26 protein-coding genes and 1 pseudogene are annotated in these 26,486 nt (G+C 40.7%); 11 read left to right on the forward strand and 16 right to left on the reverse strand.

The features are described 5' to 3' along the window. Window positions 1-14: 14 nt before the first annotated feature. The 4 genes from R2B72_RS02360 to R2B72_RS02375 all read left to right on the forward strand — a co-directional run bounded on the left by R2B72_RS02360 (window position 15) and on the right by R2B72_RS02375 (window position 2,315). Complete coding sequence (locus R2B72_RS02360; RefSeq protein ID WP_318614558.1) at window positions 15-545, forward strand: GNAT family protein; 531 nt, start codon at window positions 15-17, stop codon at window positions 543-545. 48 nt (window positions 546-593) lie between these two features. Then, on the forward strand, window positions 594-1,175 hold the full coding sequence (locus R2B72_RS02365; RefSeq protein ID WP_318614559.1) for a histidine phosphatase family protein: 582 nt from the start codon (window positions 594-596) through the stop codon (window positions 1,173-1,175). Window positions 1,176-1,274: 99 nt separating this feature from the next. Next, the gene (locus R2B72_RS02370) at window positions 1,275-1,706 is read left to right on the forward strand and encodes a hypothetical protein (protein WP_318614560.1); all 432 of its coding nucleotides are present in this window, start codon (window positions 1,275-1,277) and stop codon (window positions 1,704-1,706) included. A gap of 279 nt (window positions 1,707-1,985) precedes the next feature. Continuing rightward, window positions 1,986-2,315, forward strand: a complete 330-nt coding sequence (locus R2B72_RS02375; protein WP_318614562.1) for a hypothetical protein — start codon at window positions 1,986-1,988, stop codon at window positions 2,313-2,315. 264 nt (window positions 2,316-2,579) lie between these two features. On the opposite strand, the gene R2B72_RS02380 is transcribed toward R2B72_RS02375, so the two are convergent. Next, on the reverse strand, window positions 2,580-3,992 hold the full coding sequence (locus R2B72_RS02380; protein WP_318614563.1) for an MDR family MFS transporter: 1,413 nt from the start codon (window positions 3,990-3,992) through the stop codon (window positions 2,580-2,582). A gap of 123 nt (window positions 3,993-4,115) precedes the next feature. After that, a complete protein-coding gene (locus tag R2B72_RS02385; protein WP_318614564.1) occupies window positions 4,116-4,769 on the reverse strand; it encodes a hypothetical protein in 654 nt (217 codons plus the stop codon). 1,191 nt (window positions 4,770-5,960) lie between these two features. On the opposite strand from R2B72_RS02385, the gene R2B72_RS02390 reads away from it, so the two are divergent. Next, window positions 5,961-6,137, forward strand: a complete 177-nt coding sequence (locus R2B72_RS02390) for a Zn-dependent hydrolase (protein WP_318614566.1) — start codon at window positions 5,961-5,963, stop codon at window positions 6,135-6,137. Continuing rightward, window positions 6,121-6,699: a Fic/DOC family protein gene (locus R2B72_RS02395; protein WP_318614567.1), complete on the forward strand. Its 579-nt coding sequence runs from the start codon at window positions 6,121-6,123 to the stop codon at window positions 6,697-6,699. The genes R2B72_RS02390 and R2B72_RS02395 overlap by 17 nt, the downstream gene beginning before the upstream one ends. 420 nt (window positions 6,700-7,119) lie before the next feature. Here the strand turns inward: R2B72_RS02395 and R2B72_RS02400 are convergent, their stop codons facing one another. The 3 genes from R2B72_RS02400 to parE all read right to left on the reverse strand — a co-directional run bounded on the left by R2B72_RS02400 (window position 7,120) and on the right by parE (window position 12,910). Beyond that, a complete protein-coding gene (locus R2B72_RS02400) occupies window positions 7,120-8,340 on the reverse strand; it encodes an MFS transporter (protein WP_318614568.1) in 1,221 nt (406 codons plus the stop codon). Window positions 8,341-8,510: 170 nt separating this feature from the next. After that, window positions 8,511-10,940 carry a DNA topoisomerase IV subunit A gene (gene parC / locus R2B72_RS02405; protein ID WP_318614569.1) on the reverse strand — a complete coding sequence of 810 codons (2,430 nt, stop codon included), beginning with the start codon at window positions 10,938-10,940 and terminating at the stop codon, window positions 8,511-8,513. Further along, a complete protein-coding gene (gene parE / locus R2B72_RS02410; protein ID WP_318614570.1) occupies window positions 10,937-12,910 on the reverse strand; it encodes a DNA topoisomerase IV subunit B in 1,974 nt (657 codons plus the stop codon). Before parE ends, parC begins: the two co-directional genes overlap by 4 nt. A gap of 296 nt (window positions 12,911-13,206) precedes the next feature. Here parE and plsY point away from each other — a divergent pair, with 296 nt between their 5' ends. Both plsY and R2B72_RS02420 read left to right on the forward strand, forming a co-directional pair. Next, window positions 13,207-13,809 (forward strand): glycerol-3-phosphate 1-O-acyltransferase PlsY, encoded by a 603-nt coding sequence (gene plsY, locus R2B72_RS02415; protein ID WP_318614571.1) that lies wholly within the window; start codon window positions 13,207-13,209, stop codon window positions 13,807-13,809. Window positions 13,810-13,847: 38 nt separating this feature from the next. Further along, entirely contained in the window at window positions 13,848-14,141 is a 294-nt protein-coding gene (locus R2B72_RS02420; RefSeq protein WP_318614573.1) for a HesB/YadR/YfhF family protein, read from the forward strand. A gap of 12 nt (window positions 14,142-14,153) precedes the next feature. On the opposite strand, the gene R2B72_RS02425 is transcribed toward R2B72_RS02420, so the two are convergent. The 4 genes from R2B72_RS02425 to R2B72_RS02440 form a co-directional block, all read right to left on the reverse strand. Continuing rightward, window positions 14,154-14,489, reverse strand: coding sequence for a hypothetical protein (locus R2B72_RS02425; RefSeq protein WP_318614574.1), 336 nt, complete (start codon window positions 14,487-14,489; stop codon window positions 14,154-14,156). Continuing rightward, window positions 14,489-14,914 (reverse strand): thioesterase family protein, encoded by a 426-nt coding sequence (locus tag R2B72_RS02430; protein WP_318614576.1) that lies wholly within the window; start codon window positions 14,912-14,914, stop codon window positions 14,489-14,491. Before R2B72_RS02430 ends, R2B72_RS02425 begins: the two co-directional genes overlap by 1 nt. Window positions 14,915-14,995: 81 nt before the next feature. Next, window positions 14,996-17,710: an aconitate hydratase AcnA gene (gene acnA, locus R2B72_RS02435; protein WP_318614578.1), complete on the reverse strand. Its 2,715-nt coding sequence runs from the start codon at window positions 17,708-17,710 to the stop codon at window positions 14,996-14,998. Between the two features lie 157 nt (window positions 17,711-17,867). Continuing rightward, window positions 17,868-18,437 (reverse strand): D-arabinono-1,4-lactone oxidase, encoded by a 570-nt coding sequence (locus tag R2B72_RS02440; RefSeq protein WP_318614579.1) that lies wholly within the window; start codon window positions 18,435-18,437, stop codon window positions 17,868-17,870. Window positions 18,438-18,462: 25 nt separating this feature from the next. Here R2B72_RS02440 and R2B72_RS02445 point away from each other — a divergent pair. Together R2B72_RS02445 and R2B72_RS02450 are read left to right on the forward strand one after the other, a co-directional pair. Beyond that, window positions 18,463-18,624, forward strand: a pseudogene (locus tag R2B72_RS02445) (isochorismatase family protein); the annotation flags it as partial. A gap of 116 nt (window positions 18,625-18,740) precedes the next feature. After that, window positions 18,741-18,995 carry a GlsB/YeaQ/YmgE family stress response membrane protein gene (locus tag R2B72_RS02450; protein ID WP_318614580.1) on the forward strand — a complete coding sequence of 85 codons (255 nt, stop codon included), beginning with the start codon at window positions 18,741-18,743 and terminating at the stop codon, window positions 18,993-18,995. Window positions 18,996-19,047: 52 nt separating this feature from the next. Here the strand turns inward: R2B72_RS02450 and R2B72_RS02455 are convergent, their stop codons facing one another. Both R2B72_RS02455 and R2B72_RS02460 read right to left on the reverse strand, forming a co-directional pair. Further along, a complete protein-coding gene (locus R2B72_RS02455) occupies window positions 19,048-19,716 on the reverse strand; it encodes a lytic transglycosylase domain-containing protein (RefSeq protein WP_318614582.1) in 669 nt (222 codons plus the stop codon). 42 nt (window positions 19,717-19,758) lie between these two features. Next, on the reverse strand, window positions 19,759-20,355 hold the full coding sequence (locus R2B72_RS02460) for an SCO family protein (protein WP_318614584.1): 597 nt from the start codon (window positions 20,353-20,355) through the stop codon (window positions 19,759-19,761). A 314-nt stretch (window positions 20,356-20,669) separates the two neighbouring features. On the opposite strand from R2B72_RS02460, the gene R2B72_RS02465 reads away from it, so the two are divergent. After that, complete coding sequence (locus R2B72_RS02465; protein ID WP_412177782.1) at window positions 20,670-21,077, forward strand: DUF2621 domain-containing protein; 408 nt, start codon at window positions 20,670-20,672, stop codon at window positions 21,075-21,077. 49 nt (window positions 21,078-21,126) lie between these two features. Here R2B72_RS02465 and R2B72_RS02470 read toward each other — a convergent pair whose 3' ends face one another. The 5 genes from R2B72_RS02470 to R2B72_RS02490 all read right to left on the reverse strand — a co-directional run bounded on the left by R2B72_RS02470 (window position 21,127) and on the right by R2B72_RS02490 (window position 26,425). After that, window positions 21,127-21,633 carry a CcdC family protein gene (locus R2B72_RS02470; RefSeq protein ID WP_412177780.1) on the reverse strand — a complete coding sequence of 169 codons (507 nt, stop codon included), beginning with the start codon at window positions 21,631-21,633 and terminating at the stop codon, window positions 21,127-21,129. After that, on the reverse strand, window positions 21,630-21,956 hold the full coding sequence (locus tag R2B72_RS02475; protein ID WP_318614586.1) for a thioredoxin family protein: 327 nt from the start codon (window positions 21,954-21,956) through the stop codon (window positions 21,630-21,632). The genes R2B72_RS02470 and R2B72_RS02475 overlap by 4 nt, the downstream gene beginning before the upstream one ends. A gap of 16 nt (window positions 21,957-21,972) precedes the next feature. Further along, on the reverse strand, window positions 21,973-22,683 hold the full coding sequence (locus tag R2B72_RS02480; protein ID WP_318614588.1) for a cytochrome c biogenesis CcdA family protein: 711 nt from the start codon (window positions 22,681-22,683) through the stop codon (window positions 21,973-21,975). A 200-nt stretch (window positions 22,684-22,883) separates the two neighbouring features. After that, entirely contained in the window at window positions 22,884-24,665 is a 1,782-nt protein-coding gene (locus tag R2B72_RS02485; RefSeq protein WP_318614678.1) for an ABC transporter ATP-binding protein, read from the reverse strand. A 5-nt stretch (window positions 24,666-24,670) separates the two neighbouring features. Next, window positions 24,671-26,425: an ABC transporter ATP-binding protein gene (locus R2B72_RS02490; protein ID WP_318614590.1), complete on the reverse strand. Its 1,755-nt coding sequence runs from the start codon at window positions 26,423-26,425 to the stop codon at window positions 24,671-24,673. Window positions 26,426-26,486 lie beyond the last annotated feature (61 nt).

Here is a 26,486-nt window from a genome sequence, read left to right on the forward strand (position 1 = left end):
AGGGGGATTAAAAAATGTTCACATTTAAAGTAGATGACAACATAGAAATTGAATTATTACAACAACAGCATAAAGAAGAACTATTTCATTTAATCGATAAAAGTAGAGAACATTTGCGCAAGTGGCTACTCTGGGTAGATAAAAGACAATCAGCAACGGATTTTGAGCCGATCATTCCGATATGGCTAACCAATTATGCAAATAATAATGGATTTGATGCCGGGATTAGGTTTAATGGCGAGCTAGTTGGTATGATAGCTCTTCATTATATTGACTGGAAAAACAAAGCGACTAGTATCGGCTATTTTTTAGCCGAGGAGGATCAAGGGAAGGGAATTATAACCAAGTGTGTTAAAGCATTGATTGACTATCTTTTCGGGGTTTTAGATCTGCATAGAATTGAAATACAATGTGCAATCAATAACTCAAAAAGCATTGCTATACCTGAAAGATTGGGGTTTTCTAAAGAAGGTATAAAAAAAGATGGGCAATGGCTATATGACTATTATGAGGATATTGTTACGTATAGCTTGTTGAATAAATGATTAACGTTTGTGAATTAACGTTTGTGATAGGAAGGGAGCAAAAGGGATTTGACAACAATAGGGTTAATCAGACATGGAATTACGGAGTGGAATGAACTAGGCAAGGCGCAAGGCGTATCTGATATCCCCTTGAATAATATAGGAAAGCAGCAGGCATTCGCACTTGCCAATAGACTTTCTTTAGAACAAGAATGGGATGTCATCATTACGAGTGATCTATCACGCGCCATTGAAACTGCACAAATCGTTTCAACTACACTACAATTGCCCGTTAGTATTCATGATGAAAGAATTCGTGAAATCGACTGCGGTGAAATTGAAGGAACAACCGAAGTCGAAAGGATCAATATATGGGGAAGTAATTGGCGAGAAATAGACCTGGGAATGGAAAAGTATGAGCTTGTATCCAACAGAGGGTTGGCATTTTTAGAAGAACTCGTGATGACTTATAAGGATAAGCGAGTATTGGTAGTGAGTCACGGGGCTCTGATAGGCCTTACTTTACAGCATTTACTACCAGAGCAATTCTCAAAAACATCTATCGACAATACATCCATAACGATACTAACAAATAACGAAAATACATGGAGCTGTCCGCTTTATAACTGCACAAAACATTTGGGTGAATAATTCATTTTCTATCGCTCTAATCGCTTTCCTTCCTGTACATCGGACGAATGCTGTATAGTATCCTTTATAAGAGATTCCATAAAGGAAGGATGAGCTTAGTTGAAATTTGTAAAAGTGCTGTTTGGAATAGTCGTTGTTATTGGTGTGCTAGGCTTTTCTACTTACTATTTCGGAACAAAAATCATCGCCGATCAGGTAATGGATCATGTGGCGGTAGAGCTCAATGATAGTGGTCAACTTAACAGCATTAAGCAAGAAATCAAAAATGATCCGCAGCTGCAGGCATTTATTGAAGAAGGTAAAAATGTAGATAGTAGCACGTTACCATTTCAAACAAAAGATCAAGCAGTGAGGGTATTGATTAAAAAGTTCAATGTAAGTGAGTTGCAGGAGCTCCAGTCGAAAGCTCAAAGTGGCTTAACAGCGGCGGAGAAGCAGCAGTTACTCCAGGACATTGAAGGTAAGCTAACGGATGAAGAATTGCTTGCCTTGAAGGTACTGGCTTACAAGGAACTATCACAGACTAAATAAGCAGTGTAGGGCAGACCCATTAGCTGGTTTGCCCTACTTTTTTATAGTAAAAATGCCGAATTTACGACACTGGAACATTTGTTCTCATAGGTAAAAATGGATTTATGGGGTGACAAACCTTATTTAATTGTTAAAGGGGAGAAATAGGAGCTTTTTGCTCGATAAATAGATAAAAAATAGAGTTTATTCCACGTTCAAAACATATGTTCCTATCGCTGTATTTGGGCATATTTTTTGAAACTTTCTATTGTTATTGAAGTCTACTATGGATAAAGGGGCTTGGAACTTTATGAAAAAAATTTATTTATAGCTCTAGCATCACTATTTCTATTAATGGGATGCCAAGAAAATCCTCGCGATAGTATTACACTGTATGAGATTTTATCTTCTTTTAAAGAACAAAAACTTGAACTTCAGAACAGTCGAGTGAAATTGCCAATGTGGCAATTGGTAGATCGAAAATTAGTTTATACACCAATTAGTTCAAGAATATCGTTCCGAACAAATATCAGCAAAGCAATTTTAGAATCGCTGCAAATAATGGCTAAAGAAACGAATAATCCTGTGAACTATTTGCTTGAAAATAGTTACCAAGGGGGACCTAAATAAAAAGGGTCCCTTTTATTTGAAAATATTTTAGTTTACATAATATATATTATCATAAGTTACGTATCATTGAATAAGTATACTTGAAACAGTGAGATAAAATGAAGAAATTACTTACTTTATTAATTCTCATTAAATCTTATCACGTTTTAAGACATGAATTTTAACGGCCTTAGCAAATATGTTTATCACATTAAGCAATCATTTTCACAAAATTAAAAACCGTTCTAAAAGCAATTAAAGCACTTTTAAGACGGTTTTCCGATTTCATTTCCCTTGTCTTACATTTCGTAATAATAACGATAATACAAAACCAATTATTGCAATGACTAACCCGAATGTTATCGAATTTTGCACACCTTGAATCGCCCCTTCTAACTGTGCCGCTACTGAATCGCCGTTTTCATTTACATAATTAGCCGTACTAATCGCCATGATTGTAATCGCCACTGCTGTACCAATCGCACCAGCTACCTGCTGTAATGTATTCATAATGGCTGTGCCATCTGGATACAACTGTTTAGGAAGCTGATTTAGCCCATTTGTTTGCGCAGGCATCATCGTTAATGTAATACCGACAAACATAATAATATGGAATGTAATGATAAAGTATATAGATGTTGTCCCGTCAATGGTACGTAGAGCAAACAGCGCTACCATGCTCATAAATAGGCCACCAGGCACCATCACACGTGGCCCGAAGCGATCAAACATATTACCTGCCACAACAGACATAAAGGCATTAATAACACCACCTGGAAATAGAGCTAAACCTGCAATGACAGGCGTTATTAGTAAAATATTTTGCAAATAAATCGGTAGTAACACCATCGTCGATAAAATCATCATCATACAAATCACAATGATCGCTAGACCCATGTTGTACATGCGGAATGTAAATACTCGTAAATTCAGCATCGGTTGTTCCATCTTCATTTGTCGGAATCCAAAAAGCACTAAGGCAAGTAAACCAATACCAATCGATACGAGTACTTCTGTTGTCATAAATGTGCCCAGTTTTCCTGAAATACTAAAGCCGTAAACAATACTACCAAAACCTATTGTGGAAAGCAGTATCGATAAGATATCAAATTTCATAGGTTTTACTTCACTGACATTTTGGATAAAACGTAAACCAAATAACAAAGAGAATACTAAAAACGGTAAGCTAAACCAAAATATATAGTGCCACGATAACTGATCAATAACCAAACCAGCAATCGTTGGCCCAATTGCCGGTGCAAAAATAATAACAAGGCCAATCTTCCCCATTGCCGCTCCACGTTTGTTAATGGGATAAACCAGTAAAACCACCTGCATCATCACAGGTAAAATAATGGCCGTCCCAGCTGCTTGTATAATTCGCCCCAACAATAAAATAATAAACGTTGGTGAAATCGCTGAAATGACCGTTCCTACAATCGAAAATACGAGCGATGCTATAAACAACTGCCTAGTCGTAAAGCGCTGCATTAAAATAGCTGATATCGGCACTAACACCCCAAGTGTAAGTAGATAGCCCGTTGTTAACCATTGAATCGTTGGTGCATCTGAGCTAAAATCAGCAATTAGTTGTACAAAAGCCATATTCAAAGCCGTTTCATTAAACAGCCCGATAAAGGTCGCAATTAAAAAAGCGCTGATTATTTTAACGCGCTGTTCATATAAATCATTTTTCATCTTAATTTTGTTCCTCCCTAAAAAAACTACTTCCCCACTTTACCATAAAATACTATTGGAAAATAGCACGCTTGTTTAACCAAAAAAATTAAAACCACGTAAATTCTCATGATGATGCTATTTCTATAAGATGCGTGCAGTCTCCTCGTCAACAATTTTCAGATGAATATTTCGCGAGTTTCCGCCTTCAATATGTTTGGGGACTTCCGACACGTCAAGTAACTCCATAAGTTGAATAGACTTTTTTCGATTGCCTTCTATCGTTATCCTATATGGACCGCCTAAATTCATGAGCGACTCCATTCGTACTTCATCTTCCATGAAAAATGAATCTAAAAACTCCAACTCAAATGACACCGCTTCATTGCTACGATTATGTAACATAAGGTTACACTGCCCATTTAATAAGTCTTCTTTCACATAGTCAAAATTACATGTGCCATTGCGGTCATAAGAGATTGCCATAATGCCACTTGCAAACGTTTCTTGGTATAACGTAATTAGAACACTTGGTAAAAATGCGTATACGATGACAACGATTGCTATCGTTCTAAAATGATATTTCTTTAACCCAATAACAAGTAAAGTCATGGCGATAATAAACAAAACTGAACCAATTATACCAAGCACCATATAGCCATCTGGATTGCGGATTGGAAACGACATGAATGTGACACGCGCATCTAACATTTCATTATTGGGAAATGGGAAATATAAATACGTACATATACATAAAATAACGGCTGAACTAATGAGTGCTGCTTTATTTCTTATCATCTTAATCCTCCCTCTATCTAACCTAATGTAATTCACAACGAGAACCACCCTACAAGGCTCATAGAAACCGTCCCGTCTAATAATGAACTTATCCCCGCAATACTGACGATAAGCCTGTACATTTGATTAGACAGCCCTAAAATTCTGCTTGAAAAACGTGACTTCCTGAGAATACAAAGCAAAGGCAATCATAAGTGCGGTTTGAAACAATAAATAGATTTTCACAAAGTACCGACCTTGCCAATCAGTAGCTAACATCTAGAATGTTCGTCTTCCCCTTTTTCTCCCCTTTTCATTTATTGAGGATCGGGAATATATCATTAGTTAAAGCGTAAATTGAGTGCGAGTAGTATCTTTATATATGCACTAACGAGGTGTAATAATTGATATTTTTATACATATTTTTAAATCATTGGACTTGCAAGAAAGTCGTTTGCATTCATGAACCTTTACTTTCCCATTTGAAAACACCGCAGGAAGTTAAAATTCTTCTGCGGTGTTTTTCAGTTGCTCTAATATAATTATCTTTGTGTTACAGAACGAGAAAAATTGCCCGTAATACTCTTTCTACATATTTTCTCAAATTATGTATTAATCAAAATAAATCTTTTCATCAAATTCATCCGCCTGGCATAATATTATTTTACTAAGCGAATGCGAATCTATCTTATAAATACAGTGAACAGGAGAACCATTTTTAATAGTATTCCCTTCTGAGGATTTTAAATTTAGTAGTGTATTTGGTGCGTATAAGTCACTATGTGTTCGAATTCCTTTATCAAATGATAAATCCAAATACACGGTTCTGTTATCGATTATAGAATCAGTACATTTCGTCAGATGATCTAAACAACATTGTGAAGGTCTCATTAGGATGTTATTCAAGTCTAATGGTTAATCTCACTATATGCATTCTAGCTACTGAAAAACTCACTATTCATGCTTCTTGCTAAATATCTGACTACAAAGCAACAGGGCTATGATTAGCGCAATACTTATAAATCCAATAGCCACCGTTTGCACGGAGAACCATTCCCCTATGTTAGCATAACAAACTTTTGTATCAAAGCCACTCCGAGTGGATACATAACTGCGAATAACTAGAACGATATAAAAATTTGAATTCGCATGATTCAGTGGATAAATCCTGTACATCAGCTTATAATTAGGAATAGAGAGGGGTCGTTTATTATGAAGCAAATTCAATTAAATTCTCCTGAATTTAACCGCGTATTAAAAAACATGCAGCTTGAAAATTTAAATTTAAGTCACTCCCTACAACAAAAGGCTCTCGAAATCGTCAATTCAGGAATCATAATAACTCCAGCTTTGATTAAGGAAGCTTTAGCGAATGGCAAAGTACAATGAATTTGAAAATGACGATTATCTTTTAAAGACAAATCTGTTAAGTATAACTGATTTCACCGAGCTTGAGCAGGCTGAAGCGTTTACCTTTTCAATGCGTGCAACACAAATTGAGCAAGGTGTATACAACATTACTGCTTTTTCGCTCGAAGATTTTGTTGGGCTTCACCGGCACCTTTTCCAAGATATCTACGCGTTTGCAGGACAATTTCGAGATGTCCAATTAATGAAAGGCGGCACACGCTTTTGCCAAGTCCAATTCATGGATGGATACGCTTCTGGTTTATTTACTCAACTAACCAATGAGCCAACTTGGGACTCTATTGAATATGCAGCTAAAAGATTGGCTTATTTTAAATCAGAACTGAATATGCTACATCCATTTCGCGAAGGCAACGGCCGCACAATCCGTATTTTCTTACAATCCTTTGCAAAGCAGAAAGGATTCTTATGGACATACGACAAAATGGATCGTGATCAGTACATGCAAGCTATGATTCGAGCAGTGACGAGTGAAGATTTACTTGAACAGCTATTGCTCAATACTTTAACTTTATTAGAATAAACACGAACGAAAATTCCAACATGGACAATTCGTTTTTCTTTTATTACCAAAAAACACCGCAGAAAGTGAACTACTTTCTACGGTGTTTTTTTCGGTTGTCCAAATAAAATATTACCTTTTTCATTTGCATCATGAACAATAACCACTATTCATACACTCTTCACACCACCAAAGATTAGTTTGTAGCCACTATCTTGTACATCCTTTATGTCGATGCTTATTGGACGGTACGGGAATGGATAATTGGTTGGAAAGTAGACTAAGTGCGAGTGCTATCTCATATATGCACTAACGAGGTCTTATATATAAACTTTTTATACATGTTATTTAGAATGATTAGAAAATAATGTGGTTGTTGGTATGAAAATGATAGACCAAATTCACGATTTTATACTTTCTGACGTAAAAAAACGCTGAAAGTTAGATACTTTCAGCGGCTTTTTGTTTAGGTTGCTCTAATACAATATTTCTTTTTTTCATTTGCATAAAGAACAATATTGTCATGCTGACACTAATCAATCCGAATACAATAACCATCGATTGAAGTCCGATAATATCGAGAAATGCACCTGCCGACAATAAAACGACCTGGAACATGACGCGTTCTAGCATATTGCGGAACGAGAAAAATCGACCGTGGTACTCTTTCGGCATTTGTTTCTGAAAAATAACCATGGCTGTTGGGAAAAAGCAGCCTAATGAAAAGCCTAGGACAGCAAAAGCACTTAAAGTAATAGCCGTACTGTCTACAAAAAATAGCATAAATTCAGCAACGGCTACCATCGTTGCGAAGAAAAATAGAATCGTTGTCGTATTCCATTTAGATGAAATATACTTCACTGCAAAGGATCCGACCATAAAAGCAATTCCTTCAAATGTGTAGATAAGCCCTTTAATAGACGCCGAATCTTGGATAATACTAATATTAATTACAAGAAGATTGAATGACCCAATAAAAAGCAATGGAATAAGCGTCATAACTAGCGTCATGCCGACAGCTGGATAAGCTTTCAACACCGGAAACACTTCCATGAAGCCGCCTTTGTCGCCCGCAGTTTTCACTTTAGCCTCTCTTGCCTCCCCTTCGTCAATGCGCAGCATTAACGTGAAAATAAATAGTCCGCCATAGGCAATCATAGATACCCAGTACAACGACGCCAATGACCAGTAAACGAGCATGATGCCCGCTAATGCGGTTCCAGCGACACGTGCAATGGTCGCAACGTTCATATGAAGCCCATTCATCGTCAGTAAATCGTCATCTTTGACAACGAGCGGTATCGCTGCTTGCAGTGCTGGAAAATAGAAAGTAGCCGCTAATTGGATACTGATCATAAAGGCGACCATCCACCAAACAGATCCGGTTGAGATAGCAATTAGCATAAAGACAACACTAAACATCCGCCCGAAGCCCGCTATCAACAAGACAGTCTTTTTCCTGGACTGATCAATGACTTTACCAGCAATCGGACCCGTAATGATTCCCGCTAGCAAACCGACTGACATAATAAGTGCTTTGATAAAATCAGAAGGGATTTTTTCTTGCATAAACTCTAGATTGCCAATAATGCCGGTCCACAACCCTAAACCTGCGATCATTTCCCCTGTTAAAATGATCCAAATGTTTCTATTTTTCCACATAACTCTATCCCCGTTCTATTATTTCGCCTATCGAACTATTATATAGGAGACACGAAAAAAAGTCACGAGGTTTTATCCTCGTGACTTAGTAAAGTACACAACGTATTCGGAAAACTAAGCAACGTTTTCAACAAACTAGACAACATTTTCGAAAAACTACCCTAGCATCCTTATTCAACTACCGCCTTCGGATCCTTATAAATATGCGTCACATTGCCGTCTTTTTTCTCATCCGTTATCGTACTACCATTCGAGTAGCGATCAGTTGGGCGTAATGATCCCGCAACGATGGCAAATTTATTATCTTTTTCGGTTGCCAACACAATAATTTCATCAGTCGTCACCATTTTAGCACCGATAACGCGGTAAGAATTTGATTTTAATTCTTTCAGGACAACGACACCGCGCTGTGCACGCGCTCCTCTATCTAGCTCTTTCAAGCTCATTCGTTTCACGGTTCCGCGCTGAGTCGCTAGTAAGACAGAAGCACCGTTATCTTGAATGACTTCCATCGCCACAACATGGTCTTCATCTTTCAAATTGATGCCTTTTACACCTGCTGTACGAATACCGGTTACAGACAGTTCTTCAAGTTGGAAACGCAGTGCATAGGCCTGATGTGTAAAGAGGATAATGTCCTCGTCTCCTGTAACAAGTCGAGCATCTACCATTTGGTCGTCTTTTTTTAGCCCCATTGTTTTGAACGTCCTCGAATAGCGCTGGACTTGATAATCTGCCAGTTTTGATAGTTTGACTAAACCGTTTTTGGATGAAGTCAAAATACATGCTTCTTTATCAAAGCTTTCCAGTCCGATGGCAGCAATAATCGATTCGTTATGCTCAAGCGCAATGATACTGGAAATATGCTGGCCGAGATCTTTCCATTTGATATCCGGTAATTCATGCACAGGTTGGTAGAGATAATTCCCAGCTGATGTGAACAATAGCAAATGATGGCGCGTATTCATTGGCGCTTCTAACAAGCTATAATCGGATTCCTTCATATCTTGCCCTGCTCCGTTTGAAGCACCGTAAGAACGGACGCTTGTCCGCTTGACATAGCCATCTTTCGTTACGGAGACAATGACTTCTTCACTCGGCACAAGAATATCAAGATCGACTTTAATTTCTTCGATTTTTTCCTCAATCACAGAACGACGTGGCTCCGCAAATTGCTTACGAATCGCGATGAGTTCTTTTTTAATAACTGATGACAGCTTTTTATCACTTTTCAAAATAGCATCAAGCTGTTCAATCAGCTTGCGAAGTTCAGCGTCTTCTTGTTGTAACTCAGTAATATCTGTATTCGTTAGTCTGTAAAGTTGAAGCGAAACAATAGCCTCCGCCTGGATTTCAGAAAATGAAAACTTGGCAATCAAATTATTTTTCGCATCGCGTTTATCTTTTGATCCACGAATGGTTTTGATGACTTCATCCAAAATAGATAAAGCTTTCATAAGCCCTTCTACGATATGTAGGCGGTCTTGTGCTTTTTGAATGTCATACTGTGATCTGCGTGTGACCACTTCTTTCTGGTGCCCAATATAAGCGTCTAGCAGCATCGGGAGTGACATCAGTTTTGGTCTGCGGTCAGAGATAGCAATCATATTAAAGTTATACGTCACTTGTAAGTCCGTGTTTTTCAACAAGTATTGCAAAATACCATTGCCATCGATATCTTTTTTCAGTTCGATGACGACACGAAGACCTGTACGATCTGATTCATCCCGTACATCGGCAATACCGTCTAATTTACGATCCAGACGGAGCTCGTCCATTTTCTTAACCATATTCGCTTTGTTGACGTCATAAGGAATTTCTGTCACAACAATTTGTGATTTACCGCCTTTTAATGGTTCAATAAACGTTTTTGCACGGATGATGAAACGTCCTTTACCCGTCTCGTAAGCCGTTTTAATGCCGTCCGTTCCTTGGATAATACCTCCCGTTGGGAAATCAGGTCCTTTGATGACCGTCATTAATTCATCGACAGAAACGTCCGGGTTATCCATACGCATGAGTACAGCATCTAAGGTTTCATGCAGCGCATGCGGCGGAATATCCGTTGCATAGCCTGCTGAAATGCCCGTTGAACCATTGACGAGTAAGTTTGGAAAGCGCGCAGGTAAAACAGTCGGTTCCGGCTCCGTATCATCGAAGTTAGGGATAAAATCGACTGTGTTTTTAGTGAGATCTCGCATCATTTCGCCCGCAATCGCGGATAACCGTGCTTCTGTATAACGCATGGCAGCAGCGGAGTCACCGTCGACAGAACCGTTGTTGCCGTGCATTTCAATCATCATATGACGCAGTTTCCAGTCCTGGCTCATCCGCACCATTGCTTCGTAGACGGACGAATCACCATGAGGATGATAGTTACCGATAACGTTCCCTACTGTTTTAGCGGATTTACGGAACGCTTTGTCATGTGTATTGCCTTCATGGAACATGGCATACATAATCCGTCGCTGAACAGGCTTTAGCCCATCTCTTGCGTCCGGTAATGCCCGGTCCTGAATGATGTATTTACTATAACGACCAAATCGGTCACCAATCACTTCTTCCAAGGGTAGATCCTGGTAACGTTCTTCTAAAGTCATTCAAAGTCCCCCTCGACGTGCAAAAATTCATTGTCCAAAATATTATGTTCTTCCTGCATACCGAAGTCGACGTTTTCTTCAATCCAACGTCGTCTTGGCTCTACTTTATCACCCATCAATGTTGTGACACGGCGTTCGGATATTGCATTATCTTCGATTGTCACGCGGATTAGCGTTCGTGTTTCCGGATTCATCGTTGTATCCCATAGCTGATCGGCGTTCATTTCACCAAGCCCTTTATAGCGCTGGAGCATATAGCCTTTACCGATCTTCTTCATGGCTTCATCCAAATCGGCTTCTGTCCATGCATAGGCGAGCTTCTCGCTCTTCCCTGCCCCTTTAAACACCTTGTAGAGGGGTGGTAATGCAATGTACACTTTGCCTGCTTCAATAAGTGGTTTCATATAGCGATAGAAGAATGTCAGCAGTAACACTTGAATATGTGCCCCGTCCGTATCGGCATCCGTCATAATAATGACTTTGTCATAGGCAATGTCTTCTACTTGGAAGTCCGAGCCTACGCCGCCCCCAATCGCATGAATAATCATATTGATCTCTTCGTTTTTTAGTATATCTTCAAGTTTCGCTTTTTCCGTGTTAAGTACTTTCCCTCGCAACGGCAAAATCGCTTGGAATACGCGGTCACGACCTTGTTTGGCAGATCCTCCCGCAGAGTCACCTTCGACAAGATACAGTTCATTTTTAGCCGCGTTTCTCGATTGTGCAGGCGTTAATTTACCGGACAATAGTGTATCTGCTCTTTTTCTCTTTTTCCCAGAACGCGCATCCTCACGTGCTTTACGTGCCGCTTCCCTTGCTTGTTGTGCACGAATCGCTTTCCGAACAAGCGACGCACTTAAATCAGCATTTTCTTCAAGAAAATAGAGTAGTTTCTGAGATACGATGGAATCTGTGATACCGCGTGCTTCGCTCGTCCCAAGCTTCCCTTTCGTTTGTCCCTCAAATTGCAAGATTTCCTCTGGTATACGAACGGATACAATGGCCGAAATCCCTTCACGAATGTCCGAGCCTTCCAAATTCTTATCCTTCTCTTTCAATAAACCCGTTTTTCTCGCATACTCATTGAAAACACGAGTCATCGCCGTTTTTGCACCCGTTTCATGAGTGCCGCCGTCTTTTGTCCGCACGTTATTAACAAATGACAAAATCGTTTCCGAATAGCCATCACTGAATTGGAAGGCAAACTCGACTTCAATGTCGTCCGATTGCCCGTCTAAATAAGCAACAGGATGCAGCACATCCTTCTCTTCATTCAGGTAGGAGATAAAGGCCTCGATCCCTGTTTCATAATGAAAAATGTCGTGCTTGTCCGTGCCTTGTTCTTTTAGATCGATTTTAAGACCTTTCAACAAGAATGCAGACTCACGTAAACGTTCACTTAAGGTGTCGTATTGATATTTTAGTACCGAAAAAATAGACGGATCCGGTTTAAAATGGATCAACGTCCCTTTGTCACGTGTTGTGCCAATTTGTTCGAGTGTTGTGACAGGCTTGCCACCTTGTTCAAAGCGTTGGCGAAACTTTTTGCCGTCGCGGAAAATCGTTACTTCGAGCCATTCGGATAAAGCGTTGACAACAGATGCCCCTACGCCGTGAAGTCCACCACTCGTTTTGTAGCCGCCTTGACCAAATTTACCGCCAGCATGGAGAACAGTTAGAATGACTTCTACTGTCGGCTTTCCCGTCGCATGTATTCCCGTTGGCATACCGCGTCCATAGTCTCGGACACTCACACTGCCATCTGTATGAAGCGTTACATCGACTTCTGAGCCAAATCCTGCTAGCGCCTCGTCTACCGCATTATCAACGATTTCATAGACCAGGTGATGCAGTCCACGAGAATCGGTAGATCCTATGTACATACCAGGGCGTTTACGAACCGCCTCAAGGCCTTCTAGTACATGAATCGAATCATCATCGTATTGTATTGTTTCTTGTTGTTTCGTCAAATTACGACCTCCATCAAACGAATGTTCTCTTTTATATAATCGTACTGCTTCACGAGAAGGTTGTCAAATCAACGTTCCCGGAAGCTTGCTCCACTTATTGTATAGAAGAAGATGATTTATTGCAATGATGTTCGTTAAATGACAGGTGGTAAAATCAGATGTTCGTGCATGAAATATTCTAATCCACCACATCAACATTTTAGCAGAAGACAGATAATTCTCTAGCTGAAGCCATTGTAGTGACCACATGGTTCTGCTAAACTGAAATCATATAGAACTATATAAAGGGGTATAGAATGGAAACTATTTTACTTTTACTCATCGCCTATTTACTCGGTTCCATCCCATCGGCACTATGGGTTGGGCAGCTCTTTTACAAAATGGATATCCGCCAGTACGGGAGTGGCAATTTAGGTGCAACCAATACATTTCGTATTTTAGGTAAAAAAGCGGGGATTGCTGTGACACTCATTGATATTTTAAAAGGGACCGCAGCTGTTTTATTATTAACCTTGCCTTTTTTCGAACAAACTAACGTACATCCACTCATTCCAGGAATTATTGCGGTTGTTGGCCATATGTTTCCCGTATTTGCTCGTTTTAAAGGTGGCAAAGCCGTGGCTACATCTGGTGGCGTGCTTTTAGGTTATAATTGGCCAGTTTTTCTTTTACTTTTTATCACGTTCTTTATCGTATTGAAGCTAACAAAAATGGTCTCACTGACTTCAATGCTTGATGCTCTTGTTGGCTTCCTCTACAGCATTTTTCATTATGTTAGAACAGGCGATTTCACACTTATCATTATGATTGGCTTGTTCGCTATCTTTATCTTTTATCGTCACCGAGAAAACATTGGACGTATCAGAGCAGGAACCGAGCCAAAAGTGAAGTGGTTATAATACAATGGAGATAGTAACCGAGAGGCTGGTGTGGGACATTGAAAATTATTTTATCAACTGAAGCGTTGCATTGGTTTACAGAAGAAATGGCTGCCAAAACGGGCGATAGCATCAAGTTTTTTGCTAGATACGGCGGTGCAAGTCCATTACATGCAGGATTTTCACTGGGCGTCAGAATGGAAGAACCTGATGAAGCCGCGGTTCAAACTGAACATAATGGTGTCCAATTCTATATTGAACGTCGTGATGAATGGTATTTCCAAGGGCACGACTTGCACGTTAACGTTGATCCTACAGTAGACGAACTCATTTATTCATATGAAAAAGCGTGAGGCATTGTGCCCTCACGCTTTTTTCATGTCATCTTCACTAGTATTGGCTAGCAAACCAAACCGTTCGAGTTGGTTCGACAAACCTTCTGCCAGCAAAATGTCTCGCTCATGTTTACCGAATAAATCAAAATGAGGATAATCATCTCTCAAGTCAATCCATTCACGCTTTAAGCCGTATTGTTTGCCCCACTGCGCTAACTTATCCAGGTCAGCACAACCGGCCTTGGTGACTGTGTGACAGCCTGGAAAGCGTTCGTCAAGCCAATAATGCGTTAGAAAGGCGATTTCATCGTTGCTGACCGATTTTTTCCATGCAACAAGTTCATCGCGCTTTATGCCAAATGCCATTAGTCGGCCGCTCGACGAACTTCTACATATTTTGCATCCCATTCCGGTGCAATTTTTCGCAGAGACACAGGTCGGAAGTTCTCTTTTTTGACGACAACGTGTTCGGTTGTAGCTGTTGCAGCGAGCGTACCGTCTTCGTGAAGGATTTCATAGCCATATGTCGTGCGCAATCTGCCGTGCGATTCAACCCACGTTCGAACAATTGCCTTCTGTCCATATTTCATTGCCGCCTTATATTGGATAGATAAATCCGTTACAGGCGACACATATCCTTCCGCTTCTAGCCCTGCATATGTAAAACCTAGATCCTCAATCAATTTCGTCCGTCCAATTTCCATCCATACTAAATAGTTAGCATGATAGACAACACCCATCTGGTCTGTCTCTGCATATCTAATTTCAACTTCTTTTTCGCTTGTATACACTACTTGCTCACCTCATTGTTTATTATACAAAATGAACGTGGAAAAAGGTGCCCGAATGAATCGGACACCTTTCAAGTTGTATTAGTTTTCTTTCATTTTATCACGAAGAACCATTTGCAGGATTCCGCCGTGACGGTAGTAGTCAACTTCAACTTCAGAGTCGAAACGTGCAAGCACGTTGAATTCTTTAACAGAACCGTCTGTAGCTGTTGCTGTTACTGTCAGGATGTCGCGTGGTTTTACGCCTTCCGCGATGTTAACGCTAATTGCTTCTTCACCTGTAAGGCCAAGTGTTTCTGCACTATCGCCGTTCAAGAATTGAAGTGGAAGAACGCCCATCATAACAAGGTTTGAACGGTGGATACGCTCGTAGCTTTCAGCGATAACTGTTCTGATGCCAAGAAGGGATGTACCTTTGGCAGCCCAGTCACGTGAAGAGCCCATTCCATAGTCTTTACCTGTGATGATTGCAAGACCTGTACCGTCTTCTTGGTACTTCATAGCTGCATCATAGATTGGTAGGATTTCTTTTGTAGGCCAGTACGTTGTGAATCCGCCTTCTGTACCTTTTGCAATCTGGTTACGGATACGGATGTTTGCGAATGTACCGCGCATCATCACTTCATGGTTCCCACGGCGTGAACCGTAAGAGTTGAAGAAACGTGGGCTAACGCCATTGTCAAGCAAGTATTTCCCTGCTGGCGTATCTTTACCAATAGCGCCTGCTGGTGAAATGTGGTCCGTTGTAATCGAATCGCCGAATTTACCGATAACACGTAGCCCTGAAAGTGCTTGAATGTCAGCTGGTTCTTTTGCAAGTCCTTCGAAAAACGGTGGGTTTTGAATATATGTTGAGTTTTCATCGAAATCGTACAAGGAATCATCAGTTGTTTCGATAGCATTCCATGCTTCGTTTTCTGTGAAGACACGCGCATATTCTTTGCGGAATAGTTCAGGTGTAACCGTTGCTTTCACAACATCCTGTACTTCTTCCGTTGTTGGCCAAATGTCTTTAAAGAAGACATTATTACCTTCTTTATCTTGACCGATTGGATCTTTGTCAAAGTCGATGTTGACCGTTCCAGCTAGTGCGTAAGCTACAACTAGTGGCGGAGAAGCCAAGTAGTTTGCTTTCACAAGTGGGTGGATACGTCCTTCAAAGTTACGGTTACCCGAAAGAACCGATGACATCAACATATCATTGCCCATGATTGCTTTTTCGATTTCTGGAAGTAGTGGTCCAGAGTTACCGATACATGTTGTACAACCGTAACCTACTGTGTTGAAACCGATTTGATCTAGGTAAGTATCTAGACCTGAATCTTTTAGGTAGCCTGTTACAACTTTTGAACCTGGTGCCAATGACGTTTTCACGTAAGCTGGTGGCGTAAGCCCTTTTTCGACAGCTTTTTTCGCAACAAGACCCGCACCTAACATAACGTATGGGTTAGATGTGTTTGTACATGATGTAATTGCTGCGATCGCAAGATCACCTGTTTTAATGTCAACAGAACGTCCGTCTTCGAAGCTAATTGTAGCTGTTTTTTCAAGCTCTTTCGGAGTGAAACCGAAGCCTTGGTTTCCTTCTGGAGCTACAACCGCATCGTTGAATGAACGTTGCATGTCTGTTAGTGGAATCATATCTTGTGGACGTTTCGGTCCAGCAAGATTTGCTACAATTAGAGACAAATCGATTTCAACAACATCTGTGTACGTAGGCTCTTCATTATCAACTGTGAAGAACATATCGTTTTCGACTAAATATTGTTTAACAACTTGGATATTCTCTTCTTCGCGGCCTGTTAAGCGCATGTAGTTAAGTGCTTCTTCGTCGACTGGGAAGAAACCACAAGTTGCACCATATTCAGGTGCCATGTTAGCAATTGTTGCACGGTCTGCAAGTGGTAATTTAGAAACGCCAGGTCCGAAGAACTCAACGAATTTACCAACAACGCCGTGTGCGCGAAGTGTTTGTGTCACTTTCAATGCTAAGTCAGTTGCAGTTGTTCCGTTTGGAAGCTCTCCAACTAGTTTAACACCGATAACTTCTGGAATTGGGAAGTATGAAGGCTGTCCAAGCATACCTGCTTCAGCTTCGATACCACCAACGCCCCATCCAAGAACACCGATACCGTTGATCATTGTTGTATGGGAGTCCGTTCCAACAAGTGTATCTGGGTATGTTTCGAATGTACCGTCTGCGTTTTCAATCGCATGGACAACGTTTGCCAAGTACTCTAAGTTTACTTGGTGAACGATACCTGTTGCAGGTGGTACTGCACGGTAGTTGTCGTAAGCTTTTTGTGCCCAGCTTAGGAACTGATAACGCTCAGCGTTACGCTCGAACTCAAGCTCCATGTTTTTTTGCAATGCATCAAGTGTTCCGTAACGGTCAACTTGTACCGAGTGGTCAATGACTAGATCCACAGGGATTTCAGGGTTGATTTTGTTAGGGTCTCCACCCATTTTCGCCATTGCTGAACGAAGTGCTGCAAGGTCGACAACAACAGGTACACCTGTAAAGTCTTGAAGAATAACGCGTGACGGTTTGAATGGTACTTCTGCTTCCGCGTCCGCATCTTTGCCCCATTTTGCTAGATTTTCAACGTGTTCGTCTTTGATGACATAACCGTCATGTTGACGTAGTACGGATTCAAGTAATACTTTTACGGAATAAGGTAGATTAGAAACTTTTGCGATGCCTGCTTCTTCGAGTGCAGCTAGACGGTAATAGTTATACGTCTTGCCATTCAATTCGAATGACTGACGGCTGTTGTGCAAATTGCTTTTTGCCATTGCTGAATTCCTCCTTTTTTCTACTAAAACTGCTGAAAAGGCTGTAAATCAGTGACTTTTCTCTAGTACATCATATAATACCAACGAACATAAGTAAAATACATTATATTTATAGTCTTTCATAAGTAAATGTAATGACAAAACTTGTGGAGCGTTTTCAAACAGAAAAAATAGACTTTAAATAGTTTGTCAGAAAAACATCCTTCGGATCACATTGCTCACGAATCGCCATAAAACGGTCAATATTAGGATATAACTTATGCATTTTTTCAATCGTCAAGTCGTTCATCTTGCCGTAATGGGGACGTCCCTCATATGTCTCCATTAATTTATGAACCCATTTAAAATAATGTCCCTCGTCCATTCCTTTGTACATATGAAAAGCTAGAAATGCTGTTGCCCTGCCTTGTGTGGGACTAAGAAAAGCATCTTCACCAGTCGTCACCCGACATTCTATCGGAAAATGAACAAAAAACGGATGGGCGCGTAAAAAATCGTGAATTTCTTCAATACAAGCTTCAAATTGATGCAAAGGAATCGCATATTCCGTCTCCATGAACTTCACTAATCTCGGCGATGGGAAGATCTCATAATACATACCCTCTTTTGAGCCAGTTGGAACACTTTTTGCCGATAAATCCGTCATTTTTCGGGACATTTTCGGTTTTATTCGACAAATTTCTGAAATCACCTTGAAACCGGCTGTTTCTACAAGTCCAGTTTTCATGAAATCGACAGCTTTCGATTGTACACTTTGTTTAGTAATATGTATCCTCCACACAGCGATTGATGCCTACAACCGCGTGTTTGACCTTGTCATTCATGAACAAGGTGTTGCAAGTTTCCATCCAGCGGGTCACGAATGGGCATTGCGTCATTTTGAAAATACGTTAGGTGCTATTATCATTCGCTAATTCCCGTCAAAAACCTTTGGTAACTTTTTCATTTTTGCTGTTTAAAGTATTGTAAGCAGGTTTTTGCGAATACTACAAAAGCAACTACGAATTACTCTAAAGGAGATGACATGCAAATGGGATTCATTTGGTTTTTGATTATCGGCGGAATCATTGGTTGGTTGGCTGGTATGATTTTAGGAAAAGATATTCCGGGCGGCATTATCGGCAATATCGTCGCCGGGGTCATCGGCGCATGGATTGGCGGTAAGCTTCTTGGCCAATGGGGATGGCGAGTATCTGATTTTTATGTCTTCCCGGCTCTGCTTGGCGCAATAATCCTTGTCTTCATTATGAGCTTTATCATGAGAACCATGCGAAAAGCTACATGATGACAAAAAAATAATAAAAAAATGGACCGCCATAAATGGGGTCCATCTTTTTTTATTTATTTTCCATTTGGATACGAAACGTCTCGAATTCATTAAAGAAATAAAGTACATCTTGTACATATTTTTCACTGCGATTGTAATCGAAAATTGCTTTTTCATACTCGCCATCAGCCGCGCCGCTTTTCGCAAGATAGTTTGCAGCACTGTACAACGCATCCTCGATATCATACGGATCAGCGATGCCGTCGCCGTTCGCATCTACACCATAGCCACCATATTGCTTGATAATTTCTGGATTTGTCTTATCCGCTTTTGGTATTTCTCCTTTACCGAGCCCGCTGCATCCTGGGTATCCCCAACCTACAAATGTACAAGGCATGAACTGCATATGCCCTTCCGCTCCAACCGGGGACAGAAGAGGATCCATTGTTGAAAAACGGGTTTCAATCCGGTGATGGGCAGCTAACAACGTCCATGGGATACCGTACGTTTCAGCCGCCTCTTTATAAAGGGGAATATACTCTTCCGGAATCTTTGTAGCACTATGATGCTCTTTAATATCAAGCAATGCACTCGCCGATTTTCGAATCAATTCCGGGTTCTGCAAGCCTGTCCAGATGATAGCCGTCAACGTAAAAACAGTGACAGCTATGGGGATTAAAAGAATAATTAGTAGCGCTTTCGCCTTGATAGAAAATCCTTTATTCTTCTTTTTTACCATTATATTTTTTCACCCCGTCAAATCCAGCCTTGCCTTTCTTAGTTAAGCACCTTCTTTAATGAGTGCTTTCATATCCTTGACAATTTGTTCGTAAGGTACATCTACGTTTCCACTATACATTTTGACGAGTTGACCTTGCTGATTGACAAGGAAAAACTTCGTGTCATGTGTTACCTGGTCTGAGTTCGGGTCATCAATCACAAGTGTTTTAAAAGACTTTGTTGCGAATTGTGAAATGTATTCCTGCGTATAGCCTGTTAACATTTCCCACTTGCTCTGGTCTTTTACGTCAAAAATATCAAGGTATTCCTGAAGTACTTGTGGTGTATCCTCCACGGGATCGACACTAAATGATACAAGTTTATATTCCTCGACACTTGCGTCTGCAAGCCGGGCTTCAAGTTCTACCATGTTCATCATCATTGGCGGGCAAACTGATGTACATTTCGTGAAGATGAATTGAGCCAGCCACACTTGGCCTTGCAAATCATCTAGTGAAACTTTTTCACTGTGTTGGTTTGTGAATTCGAATGGTTCAATTTGATATTCAAAGTCTGCTTTGAAACCGCCCGGGCCTGAACAGGCAGTCAGCACGAGTACTACAAGTAAAACATACGGCAATAATAATTTTCTACGCATTTTATCCCCCACTATACTGTTTATACGTCCATCATAGCGGAAGTGCTACACCTAAACAAGCAAATCGGTGGAAAGTATCCTATTAAAGTATTGACGATATTGTGATGTTCTTTTCATTTTTAATGATACTAATACATTATGGCTTGCGGCATGCTTGGTTTCAAGGTGGTGCAACAGGTAAAATGATACAAAATAGGAAACCCTAAATAGCATGAAATTGAAAAAAGGAATACATTGTTCGTGTATTTTTTTGCAGATGCTCTTATAATGGTGAATAGATATGGAAGAGGTGAAGACTGTTGCAAGATTTATTTATGTGGTTCATCATTTTCTGGTGCTTTGTCCTCGTTGGCCTTTTTGGCATTGGTGGCTATTTCATGTTCCGAAAATTTCTCAAAGTATTCCCGAAAGCAGACGGTAAATCGACACTTGACTGGGAAGAACATTATGTGGAAAGTTCCCTTCACCTGTGGAATGACGAAGCGAAATTATTGCTAAATGAGCTAGTCACACCAGTACCGGAATTATTCCGACCTGTTGCCAAGCAAAAAATCGCAGGGAAAATTGGCGAGATTGCATTAGAGGAAAAAGCAAAGAAAATTAATCACGATCTGATTATCCGTGGCTATATACAAGCAACCCCAAAACGCGATCATAAATTCCTGCGAAAAAAGCTAACATCAATGGACATTGATTTAGCTCCCTATGAAAGCCTATTTTGATGATGAAACACGAAAAAGGTGCCTACACAAATTGTGTGAGCACCTTTTCTTATTGTTTAGTTGTGTTTATTTGATTAAATTTAGCAAGCATGCCTATCCGCCATGGGACAATCATGCCAAACGCTAAAATCCAGAACATCCCGCCAAGTTCGCCTACGTCGATGGTATTGCTAAGTAGCAGTTTGCCTACGAGTCGGACAATTAGAAGCCCCAACAAGATGAACAAGAATGCTTTTGATTGTTTGACATAGATGCCGTCTTCCTTCTGTTCAAACCCTGTCGTTTTAATCAAAATGATTGAAAAAAGCGCCCCGACAATGAGTGCTTCCACAATTTGCAGTGGAGCGACTCTGAATTCTTCAAAAAAGAACATCAGCGCACCCGTTGACATAAACAAGGGCGGCAGGATTATTCTTTTTGCTGTTACTGGTTTTTTCGCCGCTTTCGTTCGAACAATAAGTGCCAGTATGCCCATAAACAGCGCAATAGCAGTGGAACCAATAATGAGATAAACCGGGGGCACTTTCGTGAAAATCGTTTCAATCAATGCATTCAATCTGCTCTCCCCCGCTCAATAAGTTCTACTATGCGCTGCTTTAACTCCTCCAACCGAACAAATCGGGCAAATCGCGTATACTCCTTACCACCATAGAACAATAAAACAACAGGTGCCGTAAACAGTGACAACTGGCCGGCCATTTCAGGTACTTGCGCTGCATTTACTTGATAAAAAGGGATTGGAAAATCCGCTTCCAATGCCGTTACTTGCGGGAATAATCCGTCACAGACCGAACAATTATTGGTTTTCACGAAAAGAAGCAACTCATTTTCCCGCTCGATTGTCTTGATCCATTCTTCAAACGAACCTATTTGTTTCATGAGTGATTCCTCCAAATCAAAAGCCTGTAAAATCTCCAAAAATCGGATTAAGTAAACTGATGATGTATGTCATGCCATCGAAAAACAGCAAAATCCCGACCGCAATCATGACGTAGCCGCCTATCTTCATAATCAGTCCACTAGATTTCCGAATCCAGCTGAGCCTTGTCACAAAGAACGATAGGATAAAGAATGGAATGGCGAAACCAAGGACATAGGCTAGCATATAAACCATACCAGATCCTGGATTGTTAGCAGCTAAGGTGATAATTACCCCGATGATAGGTCCTGAACACGGCGTCCAGCCAGCTGCGAATCCAAGTCCAATCAGTATAGACCCAAAGTATCCAGAAGGTCTATTTTTAAATTGCAACTTTTTTTCCTTCATCAAAAACTGCGGCGTAAACAATCCGGCGATCATCAGACCAAATAAGACAATGAAAATAGCGCCTGCTTGTCTTAGAATCACTTGGTTTTCAATAAAGAACTTCCCTAGGAATGAAGATCCGAAACCTAGTACGATAAAGATAAGTGAAAATCCGATTAAAAAGAACAGCGTATGTAGCATTCCGCTTTTAGTCATTCGCTTCGAATCCGATTTCAAATCATCCAATGACATGCCCGTAATATACGATAGGAATGCTGGGTACAGGGGCAATGTACAAGGTGAAATAAAACTTAAGAAACCGGCTCCAAAAGCGAGAAATAAATTTAAATCTGGTGCCATTATTCTCTCCCCTTCTATCTTTTCTGTCCTTATCGTATCAAAAGAAGCTCGGGATTACGTCTAATTTGTCTGTGAACAGTTTATGACATTTTAAAGGAGAGCAGTCTAAAGGGCTCGCATCTTACGCAACGGCTCGTCCTTTAGGCAAAAAAAACAGTGTACACGTAACTTTGTAAGGATACGCGCACACTGTTAATGAATCAAATGACGTCTTCTAAAATCCCATTTTGCAGCAAATACATCTTGTGATAAAGTCCTTTTTGTATCAAAAGCTCCTGGTGCGTACCGCGTTCAACGATTTCACCCTTATGAAGAACAAGAATCAGTTCCGCATCTTGAATTGTACTCAAGCGGTGGGCAATTGCAATCGTTGTACGCCCTTTTCGCATCTTTTCTAAGCTAGCCTGAATGGCCACTTCTGTTTCGGTGTCAATATTAGCTGTAGCTTCGTCGAGCACAAGAACTTTTGGATTGGTCGCGATAGTGCGTGCAAACGCAACGAGCTGGCGCTGCCCACTTGAGAAGGTCGAACCGCGCTCAGTCACTTTTTGCGCATATTTATCAGGCAACTTTTCGATGAATTCATTCGCCTGCACAAATTCAGCTGCTGCTCGGACTTGCGCAGAAGTCATCTCCTGATGATGCAAACGGATATTGCTTTCGATATCTCCGTAAAACAGGAATGGATCTTGCAACACCAATCCCATCTTCTTGCGCAGTTCTTGCTTCGGAAACTCTTTCAACGACACGCCATCAATATAAACATCCCCACGCTCATATTCATAAAAACGCATCAGCAAGTTGATAATCGAGCTTTTCCCACTTCCCGTATGGCCAACAAGTGCAACCGTTTCACCAGCATTTGCGGTGAATGAAATATTTTTCAACACATCCGCTTGTCCATCATAGGAAAACGATACATTGCGAAATTCAATTTGACCATCTTGAATTTTCGCATGGCCATGATCTTGCTGTTCGGGCTCCATATCCGGATCTTCCATCAATTTAAAGACACGCGAAGCAGAGACGAGTGCTTGTTGGAAAATTGATAGTCGCTGCATCACTTGCTGAATCGGTTGGAAGAGTCTCCCAATCAATGTCGTGAAGATATAAAGAATCCCAACTTCGACCGCACTGTCAAGTGACAGAAATCCGAAATAACCAAGGACGAACACAATAGCTCCTGCATATAACAAGTCAATCGCGGGTCCTAGTAGCACACTATCTAATTTAATGTTACGCATGCCTGCACGGAAATGTTTTTCATTAATCGCATCAAATTCTGCTTCTAATCGATCTTCCTGCCTAAATGCTTGGACCATTCCCATACCCGATAATGATTCAGCAATTTTAGCATTCAGCTGACTTAGTCGTTCACGAATATCTTGATAGAAATCAGCACTGTAACGTCTGTAAACGATAATAACTAGTAGGATTAAAGGCAATAATAACAAAGAAATCAGCGCTAACTGACGATCCAGTGAAAACAGAGCAATATAGACACCAATAAGCACAAAAATTGCTTGTAAAAATGTCACAATAACACTGACAAACATTTCTTTGATGGATTCTGTATCGTTGGTGACGCGTGACACGATACTTCCCGCAGGTGTTTTATCGAAATAACGCATGCCAAGCCCTTGCACTTTTGAAAATACGTCAATCCGCATTTGTTGAATAATTTTCAGGGCAATGTCCTGGAAACGCATCAATTGGAAATAGGACACTACGACGATGAACACTTGAATAAAAATGTAAACTACGGCGATAGTCGTGACCGTGTCCTTCGGAAAGCTCATCGGCGTCAAATGATTGTCGATGAATCGCTGAATAATTAAGGGCCCTACAATGATTCCTATCGTTGTCAAAATCAATAAGGTAAGCGCGATAAATATACTTTTTTTATGAGGGATGGTATAGCTTAATAGCCTTTTAAAGACTAACCATTGATCTTTTACGGTTAGTTTTTGTTGATTTTCCATAGACATTAGCCCTCACCTCCTTGTTCAACAAGTACTTCTAGTTGTTGCAAATCATACATCTCTTTATATTTACCATCAATTGCAATTAACTCCTCATGCGTTCCTGCCTCAACGATTGTTCCTTCATCTAATACGATAATCTTATGCGCATGTTGAATGGCGCTTAAACGATGTGACGTAATAATCGTCGTTTCGCCCGTCCGTGTTTGTTTGAGCGATGCCAAAATGGCTTCTTCCGTTTTGGCATCCACAGCCGATAGAGAATCATCCAAAATCAATAATTCTGGCTTCATAATCAACGCACGTGCAATAGACACCCGTTGCTTTTGACCACCTGACAACGATACACCACGTTCGCCGACTACAGTATCATAGCCTTCCGTAAACCCTAGAATGTCGTCATGGATATGTGCAAGCCGTGCCGCCTCATAAATGCTCTCCGTCGCAATTTTCGGATTGGTAAACGCAATATTTTCAGCCAGGGTTGTCGAGAATAGGAAGTGATCTTGTGGCACATAGCCAATCGATTCCCGTAAGCGTTGCTGCTTGTATTGATTAATAGGATTACCTCCATAGACAATACTTCCTTTATACCCTTCAAATTCTCTCAGCAATAATTTTAAGATAGCCGTTTTCCCAGACCCTGTCTTCCCAACGATCCCCATCGTCTCTCCTCGTTGTAGCGTGAAATGAACATTATGCAAAGCGGGGCGCTCGTCGTCAGGGAATTTGAATTCCTCTATATCGAAATAAAGATCGCCTTCTGGTCTGTTATCAATCGCACCCGGCAAGTCTTTAATTTCTGGATCAATGGACAATAATTCCATAATCCGGCTGTATGACGCGTTTCCGCGCTCTACAATATTGAATAAGAAGCCGAATGCCAGCATCGGCCACACGAGTAGGCCAAGGTAGGTACTGAACGCCACCATATCCCCGATGGACATATCGCCTGCAATAATAAACTTCGTTCCGAAATAGAAGGACAAAATATATGAAATGGCAAAGATTCCTGTAATCGTCGGATCGAATAAAGCATCGATTTTAGCAACCCGCATGTTTTTATCAACGACATCCGTAGATAAATTCGTGAAATCCTCAATATCTTCCTGTTGCTGGCCAAATGTTTTAATGACTTTAATCCCCGATATACTTTCCTGGGTTTTGTCATTCAAATTTGAAAAGACTTCTTGCGCAACTCGGAATCGATTACGCAACAGTCGCCCATAGTAACCAGTCATGAAAATCATAAATGGTAGCGGAATAAGTGCAATTAGTGTTAATTTCCAGTTGATGGTGATGGCCATTGTCAAAATGACTAATCCACCCGTCGAGATGGAATCGACAAGTGTTAATACCCCCATGCCGGCGGTTTGCTGGACTGCATTAATATCGTTGGTGGCATGGGCCATTAAATCCCCTACCCGTCTTTTTTGGTAGAAAGACGGCGACATTCTCGTGAAATGATTGAATAACTTTTCGCGCATCGTCCTCGATAGCAAAACAGACGAGCCAAAAATCATCATACGCCAGTAAAAACGTCCGACATACATGAAGATACCTGCCGCTCCTAAAATAACGAGCCATCTCGTCAGCCCCCCAGCTGTCAATTCACCTAATGTAATATCATCGACAATGATACCGATGATTTTCGGAGGTAGGAGCTGCAAGAGCGATACGAAAACAAGCATGGCTATTCCAAATAGGTACTGCTTTTTCTGTTGTTTAAAAAACCAACTCAGGTGTACTAAAACCTTCACTTGACATCCCCTACTTTTTTTAAAATTTGACCTTTGAATAGTTTAGCAAAATTCGGAACAA

This window comes from Sporosarcina sp. YIM B06819, from assembly GCF_033485175.1.
Taxonomy (GTDB): domain Bacteria; phylum Bacillota; class Bacilli; order Bacillales_A; family Planococcaceae; genus Sporosarcina.